The 13,271-nt window shown below is 57.7% G+C and carries 10 protein-coding genes; all 10 read right to left on the reverse strand.

The features are described from left to right. Nucleotides 1-5: 5 nt before the first annotated feature. Nucleotides 6-2,753 (reverse strand): preprotein translocase subunit SecA, encoded by a 2,748-nt coding sequence (secA, locus tag G411_RS0112555; protein ID WP_022959567.1) that lies wholly within the window; start codon nt 2,751-2,753, stop codon nt 6-8. A gap of 256 nt (nt 2,754-3,009) precedes the next feature. Further along, the gene (lpxC, locus tag G411_RS0112560) at nt 3,010-3,924 is read right to left on the reverse strand and encodes a UDP-3-O-acyl-N-acetylglucosamine deacetylase (protein WP_022959568.1); all 915 of its coding nucleotides are present in this window, start codon (nt 3,922-3,924) and stop codon (nt 3,010-3,012) included. Between the two features lie 100 nt (nt 3,925-4,024). Further along, entirely contained in the window at nt 4,025-5,182 is a 1,158-nt protein-coding gene (gene ftsZ, locus G411_RS0112565) for a cell division protein FtsZ (RefSeq protein WP_022959569.1), read from the reverse strand. 79 nt (nt 5,183-5,261) lie between these two features. Continuing rightward, on the reverse strand, nt 5,262-6,491 hold the full coding sequence (gene ftsA, locus G411_RS0112570; protein ID WP_022959570.1) for a cell division protein FtsA: 1,230 nt from the start codon (nt 6,489-6,491) through the stop codon (nt 5,262-5,264). Nucleotides 6,492-6,569: 78 nt separating this feature from the next. Then, complete coding sequence (locus G411_RS20360) at nt 6,570-7,349, reverse strand: cell division protein FtsQ/DivIB (RefSeq protein ID WP_022959571.1); 780 nt, start codon at nt 7,347-7,349, stop codon at nt 6,570-6,572. Beyond that, the gene (locus tag G411_RS0112580; protein WP_022959572.1) at nt 7,339-8,292 is read right to left on the reverse strand and encodes a D-alanine--D-alanine ligase; all 954 of its coding nucleotides are present in this window, start codon (nt 8,290-8,292) and stop codon (nt 7,339-7,341) included. Before G411_RS0112580 ends, G411_RS20360 begins: the two co-directional genes overlap by 11 nt. After that, nucleotides 8,293-9,720 (reverse strand): UDP-N-acetylmuramate--L-alanine ligase, encoded by a 1,428-nt coding sequence (gene murC, locus G411_RS0112585; RefSeq protein WP_022959573.1) that lies wholly within the window; start codon nt 9,718-9,720, stop codon nt 8,293-8,295. Beyond that, nucleotides 9,710-10,795 (reverse strand): undecaprenyldiphospho-muramoylpentapeptide beta-N-acetylglucosaminyltransferase, encoded by a 1,086-nt coding sequence (murG, locus tag G411_RS0112590; protein ID WP_022959574.1) that lies wholly within the window; start codon nt 10,793-10,795, stop codon nt 9,710-9,712. The genes murC and murG overlap by 11 nt, the downstream gene beginning before the upstream one ends. Then, a complete protein-coding gene (gene ftsW, locus G411_RS20365; RefSeq protein WP_022959575.1) occupies nt 10,785-11,924 on the reverse strand; it encodes a putative lipid II flippase FtsW in 1,140 nt (379 codons plus the stop codon). Before ftsW ends, murG begins: the two co-directional genes overlap by 11 nt. Beyond that, nucleotides 11,917-13,263 carry a UDP-N-acetylmuramoyl-L-alanine--D-glutamate ligase gene (gene murD / locus G411_RS0112600; RefSeq protein WP_022959576.1) on the reverse strand — a complete coding sequence of 449 codons (1,347 nt, stop codon included), beginning with the start codon at nt 13,261-13,263 and terminating at the stop codon, nt 11,917-11,919. Before murD ends, ftsW begins: the two co-directional genes overlap by 8 nt. Between the last annotated feature and the right edge of the window lie 8 nt (nt 13,264-13,271).

Below are 13,271 nucleotides of genomic sequence, written 5' to 3' on the forward strand. Positions count from 1 at the left end.
GTGCCTTAACCCAGCTTACCGTGGCATTGCTTGTATTTTTTACCCGACCCACAAGGGCAAGGCTCATTGCGCCCCACTTTACGCCCTTCGCGCACAAAGGTTTCGGGGACAGCTTGTTCAGGTGCTTCGCCAACGTCCTCCTCAGGCTCTGCATTCATCGCAGACGCCTCAGCGTGCTGGAATTCCATCGCACGGCGCGCCTGCTCTTCGCGACGCTTACGCTCCAGTGCTTCCGCACTTTCATCCTGCTGCAACTGCAGGTGAGCCAGGAAACGGACAACCTCGTGCTTGAGGCTGTCGAGCATTTGTTGAAACAGCTCAAACGCCTCGCGCTTGTATTCTTGCTTAGGATTTTTCTGGGCAAATGCGCGCAAGTGAATGCCGTGGCGCAGGTGATCCATGGTAGCCAGATGCTCCTTCCACAACGTATCCAGCACCTGCAACATGATATGTCGCTCAATTTTGCGCATATCCGGGCCGACCTTCTCACACTTCGCCTCGTAACCCGCCGTTACCGCATCGAGAATGCGCTCACGAACGCCTTCCTCTTGCAGCTTTTTGTCTTCTTCCAGCCACTGGGCAATCGGCAGTTTGACTTCGAAGTCATTCTCCAGCCGACGCTCCAGTCCGTCGACATCCCACTGCTCAACCATGCTCTGCATGGGAATATATTCACTGACGACGTCATTAACCACATCGCTGCGAATCGCTGCCAACATCTCGCTGATGTCTTCCGACTCCAGCAGTTCATTACGCTGCTGATAAATAATCTGGCGCTGGTCATTTGCCACATCGTCGTATTCCAGCAACTGTTTGCGGATATCGAAGTTGCGGCCTTCGACTTTGCGCTGGGCTTTCTCGATGGCATTGGACACCATACGGTGCTCGATCGCTTCCCCTTTCTCCAGACCCAGCGCCTGCATAATGCTGCGCACGCGATCAGAGGCAAAGATCCGCATCAAATTATCTTCGAGTGACAGATAAAAACGCGACACACCCGGGTCGCCCTGACGGCCGGCACGACCGCGCAGCTGGTTGTCGATACGGCGGGATTCATGGCGCTCGGTGCCGATAATATGCAGGCCACCGGCCTGAATCACCTGTTCATGACGCTCTTTCCAGGCTTCGCGCAGCTCGTTAATCATCGCCTCTGACGGGTTGTCGAGCTTTTCCAGCTCGGCATCGACGCTGCCACCCAAGACAATATCGGTACCTCGACCGGCCATATTAGTGGCGATAGTCACTACGCCGGGGCGCCCCGCCTGGGCAATAATTTCGGCTTCTTGCTCGTGGTATTTGGCGTTTAGCACCTTGTGAGACATGCCCGCTTGCTTGAAGCGCTTGGACATTTCTTCAGAGGTTTCTATCGACGCCGTCCCCACCAGCACCGGCGCACCGGTTTCGACAATGGCTTTCACATCGTTGACGATGGCGTCGTATTTTTCTTCTTTGCTCAAATAGACCAGATCATTGTGGTCCCGACGAGCATTGGGTTTGTTGGTGGGAATCACCACTACGTCCAAACCGTAAATCTGGCGGAATTCAAAGGCTTCCGTATCAGCGGTACCCGTCATCCCGGCCAGTTTGTCAAACAGACGGAAGTAATTCTGGAAGGTGGTGGATGCCAGCGTCTGGCTTTCCGCCTGAATAGTTACTCCCTCCTTGGCTTCAATCGCCTGATGAAGACCTTCCGACAATCGACGGCCCGGCATCGTCCGGCCAGTATGCTCATCAATCAGCACAACCTGGTCGTTCTGAATAATGTATTCGATATTATTGTGGAACAGTACGTGAGCGCGCAGGGCCGAGTTCACGTGGTGCAGCAGGTTCAGATTGCTGGCGGAGTAAAGGCTGTCCCCTTCATCCAGCAAGCCCTCTTTAATCAGCAGCTCTTCCACTACTTGGTGACCGGCCTCCGTCAGCTCCACCTGCCGCATTTTTTCATCGACGCTGTAGTGGCCTTCTTCCGGCTCCGAACCGGCCACTTTCGGCTCATCCGTTTCAGGCACCGGTTCCAGCTTGGGAATAAACTTGTTGATTTGCCGGTACAGCGCCGAGCTGTCTTGGGCTGGACCGGAAATAATCAGTGGTGTGCGCGCTTCGTCGATCAGAATAGAGTCGACTTCGTCGATAATGGCGAAGTTCAGGCTACGCTGATAGCGATCTTCAATCGCAAAAGCCATATTGTCGCGCAGATAGTCGAAACCAAACTCATTGTTGGTGCCGTAGGTGATGTCGGATTGATAAGCAGCGCGCTTTTCATCACTGCCCTGCCCGGCACGAACAACACCGACGCTCAACCCCAGGAATTCATACAGCGGACGCATCCAGTTCGCATCACGCTGGGCCAGGTAGTCGTTAACCGTAACGACAAACACGCCTTTACCTTCAATGGCATTAAGGTAAACCGGCAATGTCGCAACCAGCGTTTTACCCTCACCGGTACGCATTTCGGCGATTTTGCCCTCATGCATACTGATACCACCGATCATCTGCACATCGAAGTGCCGCATACCCAGCACACGGCGTCCCGCTTCACGGGCGACAGCAAAGGCCTCCGGCAGTATCTGATCCAGCGTCTCACCAGCGGCCACCCGCTGACGGAACTCTTCAGTCTTACTTCGCAGCGCCGCATCATCCAGCGCGGTCAGGGATTCTTCTAAAGCGTTGATACGGGCCACGACCTTGCGCATGCGCTTGAGTTCTCGGTCGTTTTTGCTTCCAAATATCTTCTTGACTACTGCTGTGATCATGTTGAGCCGTTGGTTCTCAGAGGAATTTCAGGTCCTGCCTGACAGAGCGACAGCGCCGCGCGTCACGCTAAACTACGTCAATGAAGTTCAGATGACAAAATTTCAAGGGCATCTGGGTGGCACTGTCAGAACGATGTCGCAATGACATGGCCGGCAGGAGTCGCGCACGCTGCGCTACCGTGGGGCAATATCGCATACATGGAAAAAGATTGCTATTCCCACCCGGCGAGGTGCCGGATGGGAAAGAGGAGTGCCATCAAGCACTGGCAGCAGCGGCTGCCGCGTAGGTAATCGGCGCGTCGGCGGGATCTTCGAAGGTCACCCATTCCCAAGCGTCGGTTTCTTTGATGAGCTGTCTCAGCGACGCATTATTCAAGCCGTGGCCAGACTTGTGCGCCTTGAATTCACCAATCAGGCTGGTACCCAACAGATACAAATCGCCGATGGCGTCGAGCACCTTGTGCTTCACAAACTCATCTTCGTAGCGCAGACCGTCTTCGTTCAGAATCCGGTATTCGTCTACCACGATGGCATTGTCCACACTGCCGCCCTGAGCAAGGCCCTTGGAACGCAGGTACTCGATCTCATGCATAAAACCGAAGGTGCGGGCCCGGCTCACTTCCTTCACGAAGGAGGTGCTGGAAAAATCCAGCTCGGCGTGGCCGGTACGGTCGCGAAAAACCGGGTGATCAAAGTCGATGGTAAAAGAGACTTTAAAGCCGTCAAAAGGGAGGAAACTGGCAACTTTATCGCCATCTTTTACCGTAACCGGCCGCTTGATACGGATGAACTTCTTGGGTGCATCCTGCTCCTCTATGCCCGCTGATTGAATCAGGAACACGAAGGGGCCCGCACTGCCATCCATAATCGGCACTTCCGATGAGCTCAGCTCGACGTAGGCATTGTCAATGCCCAGCCCCGCCATCGCTGACAGCAAATGCTCAACCGTTGATACCCGGACATCGCCGTTCACCAGCGTGGTAGACAGGGTCGTATCACCGACATTTTCCGCGTGAGCGTGGATCTCAACGACCGGGTTCAAGTCCGTTCGTCTGAAGATCACCCCGGTATCCACCGGTGCGGGCTTCAGGGTAAGAAAGACTTTTTCTCCGGTGTGCAAACCAATACCGGTCGCCCGGATGGTATTGCGCAATGTTCGTTGTCTGATCATGGTTCACACTCTTACTAAAGACGCAAAACGCCGCCTAGCGCAGCACCCTGGCCGTAACCGACCGGGTGGCGCCAACTGCTACCGCTGCCGTACTTGCGTATCAGTCAGCTTGGCGGCGCAAAAACGCAGGAATATCCAGATATTCCATGTCTTTGTCTTCCACCACCGGCGAAGCGGGAACGGCTTCACGAGCGGCAGCTGCCTGCTGGTTACGCATAATTGTCGGCCGGTCCAGCTTGCGGTAGTCACTAGCGCGCTCAACGGGCTTGCTCTCGACCACTTTCAGCGGGGCTTCCTGCGCGATGCCGTCCAGACCAGTTGCCACGACAGTGACTCGCAGCTCGTCGCTCATATCCGGATCGATCACCGTACCAACCACCACGGTAGCGTCCTCAGACGCAAATTCCTTGATAGTATCCCCGACATCGCTGAACTCGCCTAGGGAGAGGTCCAATCCCGCGGTAATATTTACCAAAATGCCACGGGCACCCTCGAGGTTAACGTCTTCCAGCAGCGGGCTGCGAATCGCGGCCTCAGCGGCTTCACAGGCACGGTTCTCACCGCTGGCAATACCACTGCCCATCATCGCCATACCCATTTCAGACATCACGGTGCGCACATCGGCAAAGTCGACGTTGATCATACCCGGACGGATGATAAGGTCAGCAATGCCTTGCACCGCCCCCAACAATACGTCGTTGGCCGCCTTGAAAGCATCCAGCAGACTGGTGTTTTTACCCAGCACCGGCAGCAGCTTCTCGTTGGGAATCGTGATCAGCGAGTCAACGTGCTGACGCAGTTCCCGCATGCCCGCTTCAGCAACGGTCATCCGCTTCTTGCCTTCGAAGGGGAAGGGCTTGGTGACCACTGCCACGGTCAGAATACCCAGCTCACGCGCCACTTCTGCAACCACTGGCGCGCCGCCAGTACCAGTACCACCACCCATACCCGCGGTGATGAACACCATATCGGCACCTTCCAGTGCTTCCGCGATGCGATCGCGATCTTCAATAGCCGCCTGACGCCCCACCTCGGGGTTGGCACCTGCGCCCAGCCCTTTGGTGATGGCGGTGCCAAGCTGCAGAACAGTTTTTGACATCACATCCGTCAACGCCTGCGCGTCGGTGTTGGCGCAGATGAAATCCACACCATCAACATCGTTGGCAATCATGTGCTTAACGGCATTGCCGCCGCCACCACCGACACCCACCACTTTAATTACTGCGTTCTGAGGAACGTTATCTACGAGTTCAAACATGGTTTTTCTCCCTTTTGCATGATCAGCCGTGCTGCCAAACACGACCGGTTACTACTTCGTTAAAAACAGTGTTGTTGTGTTAAAAATTGTTCTGCACCCAGTTTTTCAACCGGGATACAAAACCGTCCTGACGAACGCGCCCGCGCCCGCCGGATTGTTCCTGATGCTTCAGTCCGTACTGCAGCAAACCCACGCTAGTGGCATAAATTGGATTGCGCACAATGTCGGTGAGGCCGCGAATACCCTGCGGAGACCCAATGCGCACAGGCATGTGGAATATCTCTTCCGCCAGCTCAACGACGCCCTCCATCTTTGAAGTACCGCCAGTCAGCACAATGCCCGCCGCACAGAGGTCTTCGTAGCCGCTGCGGCGCAATTCGGCCTGAACCAGCGTGAACAGCTCGTCATAGCGGGGCTCAACTACCTCTGCCAAGGCCTGACGGGACAGCTCACGCGGCGCGCGCTCACCCACGCTGGGCACTTTGATGGTTTCACCTTCACCCGCGAGCTGAGTCAGCGCACAGGCATATTTGATTTTAATTTCCTCGGCGTACTGGGTGGGCGTACGCAGCGCCATGGCGATGTCATTGGTCACCTGATCACCCGCGATGGGGATTACGCCAGTGTGGCGTATCGCCCCGTCGGTAAAGATGGCGATATCGCTGGTACCACCACCGATGTCCACCAAGCACACCCCCAGCTCCTTCTCATCGTCTGTCAGCACCGAGTAACTGGACGCCAACTGCTCGAGAATCACGTCCTCGACCTCGAGGCCGCAGCGACGGATACATTTCTCGATGTTTTGCACGGCATTCACCGCACAGGTCACCAGGTGCACTTTGGCTTCCAGGCGCACACCTGACATGCCCAATGGTTCCTTGATGCCTTCCTGTTCATCGATCACAAATTCCTGAGGCAGGATATGCAGCACTTTCTGATCGGCAGGAATCGCCACGGCCTGAGCCGCATCAATCACCCTGTCGAGATCCAACTGAAAGACTTCGCGGTCACGGATCGCCACGATACCGTGAGAGTTGAGGCTGCGAATGTGGTTACCGGCGATCCCCACATACACGCTGTGGATTTCGCAGCCAGCCATCAACTCCGCCTCTTCCACGGCCCGCTGAATGGACTGGACGGTGGACTCAATATTGACGACCACGCCTTTCTTCAGGCCACGAGAGGGATGCGAGCCAATACCCACAACCTCCAGCTTGCCCTCATCGTTGATCGCACCCACAATCGCCACCACTTTCGAGGTACCGATATCCAGTCCGACCACCATTCTTCCGGCATTTGCATTAGACATTGCTGCACTTCCCCCAAGCGATGCACGATGTGAGCACGAGGTGACGTCGACCTTCTTTTAGCAACTCAATGTGCATGGTTATCCCTTGTTCTGTTGTTCGGCCCAGGCAACGGCCAGACCATTTACATAGCGCATATCCACACGCGCGACTTTGGCGAAATCTGCCGCCAGAGACTGGCGGTATACCCACAGAAAACGCCGCAACTTCTCCAGCGGCTCCTGCCGCCCCAACACCAGCTCCACATCATTTTCGATGCGAGCGGTCCAACTACCCCGCGCACTCATTTCCAGCGTATTGAGCTGCAGATTTTCATCACCCAGCAGCTGGCTCATCAATCGGTACTGGCGCATCATCTCCAGCGCACTGCCCTCTGGACCGTCCAGCACCGGCAGATCACCGCGGTAAGCACGCCCTTCTTCCGGTTCGAAAATACGGCCGCGATGGTTTAACAAGCCACCACGCCCCCACACAGCAATTGGCGTTTCTTCAACGATGGTGATTTTCAGTTCACGCGGCCACAGCCGCTCCACCACCGCTCGGTATACCCACGGTTCCTGCTCCAACTCGGCCTGAATCGCAGGCAAATCCAAGCCCAGATACCCGACAGCCAAATGGCTGGTCACCCGTTCAACGAGTACCTCTCGATTCACGTGGTGCAGATCACCCGCAAAAACCACTCGCTCAACGGGAATACCGTCGAGACGCTCTCCCAGTTTTTCCACGCCGTAGACAAAACCCAACGCAGCCGACAGCAGCAACAGGCGATTAAAAATTCGCCCCCACTCCCGGCGACTTCCCATGCGGCGCTTTTCTTCGCCGCCACGGGAGCGCTTGAATCGGTTCTGCTTAGCCGCCATGGGCCGCCTCAGTGTCGTTCAGGCTGCTCTGTAAAATGCGCAGCACCAATTGATCAAAATTCAACCCCGACTGCTTGGCGGCCATCGGGACCAGGCTGTGATCGGTCATCCCCGGCACGGTATTGATCTCCAGTAAATAGAAACGGCCGCGCTCATCGCGCATCACGTCTACCCGTCCCCAGCCTCTGCAGCCGACCGCATCAAAGGCCTGCACCGCCAGCTTTCGCAAACCCTGCTCGTCGTCTTCGCTCAACCCCGCCGGGCAGTGATAGCGCGTAGTGTCAGACAGGTACTTGGCATTGAAATCGTAAAAAGCTGCATCGGTCTCCAGCCGGATCGCCGGTAAAGCCTGACCATCCAGTACCGCCACGGTGTACTCGCCACCCGTTATCCACTGTTCCGCAAACACCCGACCGTAGGGCTTCGCGGTATGCCACGCCGCTTCGAGCTCCGCCGCGCTATCGGCACGGGACATGCCAATGCTTGAGCCCTCGCAGGCCGGCTTCACAATCGCCTGCCCCAGCGTTTTACTGATGACCTTCCAGTCACTGTGCTCATCCAGCTCAACAAACTTTGGCGTACTCAGGCCGTGTCCTAACCAGAGCAGCTTGCAGCGCAACTTATCCATAGCCAGCGCAGAAGCCATCACGCCGCTGCCGGTGTACGACTTACCCAGACATTCCAGCGCGCCCTGAACTGTGCCGTCTTCACCACCGGGCCCATGCAAGGCCAGAAAGCAGTGACTGAACGGCGCAAGCTGCTGCATCCAGTCAGCATCGCGGGTATCGATTGCGGTGGCAGGGATACCCAAGCGAGCAAAGGCCTCCATCACCGCCGCTCCACTGCGCAACGAGACTTCACGCTCTGCCGAGCTGCCACCCAGCAGCACGGCGATTTGACCGCCAATGGCTTGCATCACTGTGTTAATGGCCGTGTCCGTCATCTAACTCGCCTGCGTCCAATCCTGCGTTGAAAATTGTTGCGCCAGTGCGCCGATATTCCCCGCCCCCTGAGTCAGCAGAACATCACCGGGGCGCAAATGGGGGCGCAGCTGCGCCAACGCCTGTTCAGGCCCATCGACGAACAGCGGCTCCAGCTTGCCCTGCAAGCGAATACTGCGGCAGAGGTTGCGACTGTCCGCTCCGGGGATCGGCGATTCGCCCGCTGAATACACATCCAGCAGAGCCAGTGCGTCCACACTGCCCAGCACTTTGACGAAATCCTCATAGAGATCGCGCGTGCGTGTGTAGCGATGCGGCTGATACAACATGAACAAGCGGCGATCCGGCCAGGCCTGACGCGCCGCCGCAATCGTCGCCGCCACTTCAGTGGGGTGGTGGCCGTAATCGTCTACCAGCATGAAACTGCCCTCTGCCAGCAACTGTTCGCCATAGCGCTGAAAGCGGCGACCGACGCCCTGAAAATTGGCGATACCGCGACAGATCGCCGTATCATCCAGGCCTTCATCACTGGCAACCGCCACTGCCGCCGTCGCATTAAGCACATTGTGAATACCGGGCTGACCGATAGTCAGCGCCAGCTCGCCGCCCTTGCGGCGGCTCACGCGGAAGTGGCTTTGCAGCCCGTCCTGCTCAACGCTGTGGATACGGAAATCCGCGTCTTCCGCGAAACCATAGGTCAGTGTTTGGCGGCCAATTTCCGGCAACAACTCCCGCACCACCGGGTCATCCACACACACCACGGCCACCCCGTAGAACGGCAGATTGTGGAGAAAATCGATAAAGGTCTGCTTTAAACGACTGAAGTCGCCACCATAGGTGTCCATGTGGTCAGCTTCGATATTCGTCACCACCGACACCATTGGCTGCAGATGCAGGAATGACGCGTCGCTCTCGTCCGCCTCTGCCACCAGATAACGGCTTTCGCCGAGCGCCGCATTGGTGCCCGCACTGTTTACCAGCCCACCAATAACAAATGTCGGATCCAGCCCCGCCTCGGCAAAAATCGAGGTAATCAGGCTGGTAGTGGTGGTTTTTCCATGCGTGCCCGCCACTGCAATGCCATGGCGATAGCGCATGAGTTCTGCCAGCATTTCGGCGCGCGGCACAATAGGAATGCGCTGCTCTCTTGCGCTCAGCACTTCCGGGTTGTCAGCCTTCACCGCACTGGATACCACCACCACATCGCACTGCTGGATGTTTTCGCCGCGATGGCCAAAACTCACGTTCGCCCCCAGGCGCTGAAGCCTGGCGGTGCTCAGTGAAGCCTTCAAGTCAGAACCCGACACCACATAACCCAGGTTCAACAGCACCTCGGCAATACCGCACATACCGGCACCACCGATGCCCACAAAATGGATGCGCTTCACTCTGCGCATTTCGGGAACAATGAACGGATGCTTAGTGACCATGGGCATACTCCATACAACAGTCGGCAGCCACATCAGCAGCATCGATTTTTGCCAGCGCCCGCGCCGCTTCCGCGCGCTCGCGCAATAGCTCCGGCTGCGTCGCGAGTTCGCGCAGGCGGTCTGCAAGGCGCTCCGGCGTGAGTTCACGCTGGTCAAGAATTTCGCCCGCACCGCCATCGACAAACCACTGCGCATTCGCGCGCTGGTGATCGTCAATCGCGTTCGGCAGTGGAATTAGAATTGCTGACAGTCCGGCCGCCGCAAGCTCGGCCACAGTCAGTGCACCGGCCCGGCATACCACCACATCGGCCCAGGCATAGGCCTCGGCCATGTCGTCGATAAACGCATCAGCGCGCACACTCAGCCCAGATTCGGCGTAGGCCTTGCGTACCGTGTCTTCGTGAGCACGGCCGGTTTGGTGCCACAATTGCAGCTGCGGCAGATCGGCAAGCAGCGCCCAGGTTTTCACCATGCATTCGTTAATTGCCAGCGCGCCCAGGCTGCCGCCCACCACCAACACCCGCAAACCGGACTCTCGCTCGGCAAAGCGCAACGACGGCGCAGGTAGTTCGGCAATATCCCGACGCACCGGGTTACCGATGTAGCGGCTTTTATCGCCGCCCAGCTCAATGGGATACCCGGTCAGGCAACGTTTAGCCAACTTAGCCAGCAAGCGATTGGTCGTGCCGGCCACCGCGTTCTGCTCATGAATGAGTACCGGAATACCCATCAGTTTTGCGGCCAATCCGCCCGGCCCCGAAGCGTAGCCACCCAGACCTATCACGCAGAAGGGTTTGAGACGACGTAGCAGCAACATACTGCTCAGAACCGCCAGTCCGGCCTTAGCCAGCGCCAGCAGTCGGAACAGGGGGTTTTTGCCGCGCACACCGGCCATTTTCAGACAGTGCAGCGGAATATCGGCGGCAGGCACCAGCCGGGCCTCAATCCCCTGCGCCGTGCCCAACCAATGCAGTTCAACACCGCGCTGACGCAGCGCCTCCGCCACCGACAAAGCGGGGAAGACGTGACCGCCTGTGCCACCCGCCATAATCAACACACAGGGCTTAGTGGCCATATTCCCCCCTGCATTCGCGCTCAATGCGGGCGACCAATGCCACCATCGCCATGCACACCATCAGGCTGCTGCCGCCGTAGCTGAGAAAGGGCAAGGTCAGCCCCTTTGTCGGCAACAATCCCGCATTAACGCCCATATTGATGAACGCCTGTGCACTGATCATCATCGATACGCCGTACGCCACAAAAGCATGAAAACGGCGACCGGTGAGTTCGGCGTGGCGGCCGATCCACATCATCCGCCCGACCAGACCGACGAACAGGCCAATGACTACAACCGTACCCATAAAGCCAAATTCTTCTGCCAGAATGGCAAACACAAAGTCGGTGTGCGCCTCAGGCAGGTAAAACAATTTCTGCACGCTGTTCCCTAAACCGACACCCGCCAATTCGCCGCGCCCGAAGGCAATCAACGATTGAGTAAGCTGGTAACCGGTATTGAATTGGTCGGCCCAAGGGTCGGTGAAAGCCGTTAAACGCTGCATCCGATAGGGCTCAAAAATCACCAGTGCCACGGCACTGGCCAAACAGCTGAGAATGACCAGCAGAAACTGCCCTAGTTTCACGCCGCCGAGAAAAATCATTACAAATGCCGTACCGGCAGTCACCACGGTCGCGCCAAAGTCCGGCTCAAGCATCAGCAATAGCGTGACCGCAAACAGCAGCGCCATGGGTTTGATAAAGCCCGAAAAACGCTCCTGCACCTCTTCACCGCGGCGTACCAGATAGCCCGCGAGATAAAAGATCACGAACAGCTTGACGAACTCGGAGGCCTGCAGGGTCAGCGGCCCCAAGGCCAGCCAGCGACGACTTCCGTTCACTTCGCGCCCCACGCCGGGCACCAACACCAGCGCCAGCAGCAGGAAGCCAATCAACAGCCACAGCCATCCCGTGCGCTCCCAGAACGCGACGGGGGTGAAATACATCACCAGGCTCAAACCGAAGGCCAACGTAAAATGCAGGCCATAGCGCTTGGCAAAGAAGAAGGCATCGTCGTAACGGCTGGCCGCGTGCTCAATCGACGCCGACGTCATCGCCACAAACCCTACTGCCAGCAGTGCCACCAGCAACCACTGAAGCTGGCGATCCATATCCTGCAAGTCCTGCCAGGCAGTGCGAAGGCTAAGCATGGCTCACCTCCCGCACGGCTTCACAGAACTGCTCACCGCGGTCACCATAGCTACGAAACATATCGAAGCTGGCACAGGCCGGAGACAGCAGCACCACATCGCCGGTTTCGGCCAACTTCCGGGCAGCCGCAACCGCAGCCGACATGCTGTCGGCGTTTACGGTCGGCACTTGATTGTTTATTGCCGAGGCGATCTGCGGCGCCGCTTCGCCAATCAGTACCGCAGCTCGCCCATGGCGACGAAGCGCTTCCGCCAGCGGTGCAAAGTCGCCGCCTTTTGCCAGGCCACCGGCGATCAGCACGACGCGACCTTGCTCAGCCAAGCCTTCAATCGCCGACACCGAGGCGCCCACATTTGTGCCCTTGGAGTCGTTGTAAAACCGCACGCCGTTTTGCTCATCGACAAATTCGCAGCGATGGGGCAAGCCGGGAAATTCGCGCAGGGTATCCAGCATCGCCGCCATCGGGAGATCGGCAGCTGCGCCAATTGCCAGCGCCGCGAGCGCATTGCTGAGGTTGTGGCGTCCGGTGATACGCAGCTCATCCGCTGACATCAACGGCTCGCGCGCCAACGCCAAATAGCGCTGACCCGGCTGTTCCAGCAGGCCGAAGCGGCGGAAATCCGAACGCCCCAGACTGAAGACCCACTTTTCGACGTCCTCAGGCACCAGCGGCTGCGTCAGGCTGTCATCAGCGTTGATCACCACTTTTTTACAGCCCTGAAAAATGCGGTGTTTGGCCTGATGGTAGGCCAGCATCGACCCGTGGTGGTCGAGGTGATCGGCGCTGACATTCAACACCGTCGCCACTTTCGCGCCCAACTGCTGACAGCGCTCCAACTGAAAAGATGACAGTTCCAGCACATACAGCTCGCAGTCGTCGCTGAGCAGATCCAGGGCGGGGGTGCCCAAATTGCCGCCCACGGCCACACGCAGACCAGCGCGATCTGCCATATCACCGACCAGGGTGGTCACGGTGCTTTTGCCGTTGGAACCGGTAATCGCCACGATAGGCGCCTTGGCCGCCTCGTGGAAGCAATCGATATCGCCGCTGATGCGCACACCGGCTTTAGCTGCCGCCGCAATGGCCGGCTCACTCAGAGGAATACCGGGGTTCACCAACAGCTCACTGGCGCCGGTAAATTGCTCGTCAGAAAAAGCGCCCAGTTGAAGCTCAACATCCGGATAGGCTTGACGAAAATCATCAAGGCCGGGCGGCTGTTCGCGACTGTCTGCCACAGCAAAGGGCAAACCACGCGACGACAGATAGCGGGCAACAGAAAGCCCGGTGGCTCCCAGTCCCACAATCACGCGCTTATTGTCCGATGCAATGAGGCTCACGTCCGTTC

This window comes from Spongiibacter tropicus DSM 19543 (genome assembly GCF_000420325.1).
Lineage (GTDB): Bacteria > Pseudomonadota > Gammaproteobacteria > Pseudomonadales > Spongiibacteraceae > Spongiibacter > Spongiibacter tropicus.